Here is a 457-nt window from a genome sequence, read left to right as displayed (position 1 = left end):
TCACCAACAGTTGCGATTGGTTTACTGTTTGGATCTTTAGAATCTGTACCAGCTGCCTTTTCTTGCTCATCTGTGTAGCCATCGTTATCATCATCTGAATCGGTGACATCTGGGATACCGTCGCTATCTGTATCACGTTGAACCTTGATTGTGATATCTTTTTCGGCAACAGGGTTTCCAGCAGCGTCTTTCACAACCACTTTGACAGGGAAGTCGCGTTCTTCTTCATCTTTGCCCCAATCAGTTACAGTTGGGGTACCAGTGATCTTGCCAGTTGCTGGGTCATAGGTCAAGCCGTCTGGTAAGCCAGTTACTTCAACGCTACCATTGTGTGGAACATTGGTTACTGGAACTTCGATTGGCTCAATCGGTTGTTTTTCAACAACGGTCTTGTTGTCTATATCACCAACAGTTGCGATTGGTTTACTGTTTGGATCTTTAGAATCTGTACCAGCTG

Annotated in this window: 1 protein-coding gene; it reads right to left on the bottom strand. The window is 44.9% G+C overall.

Translation table 11 applies throughout. The features are described 5' to 3' along the window. Positions 1-457: putative Ig domain-containing protein (locus E4T79_RS10785; RefSeq protein ID WP_167752689.1), on the bottom strand; the 457-nt coding region annotated here is incomplete at both ends.

The organism is Streptococcus sp. LYSM12 (genome assembly GCF_004569635.1).
Lineage (GTDB): Bacteria > Bacillota > Bacilli > Lactobacillales > Streptococcaceae > Streptococcus.
The sequence above is the reverse complement of the archived record's forward strand: the minus strand, read 5'-3'. Positions and strand labels throughout refer to the sequence as shown.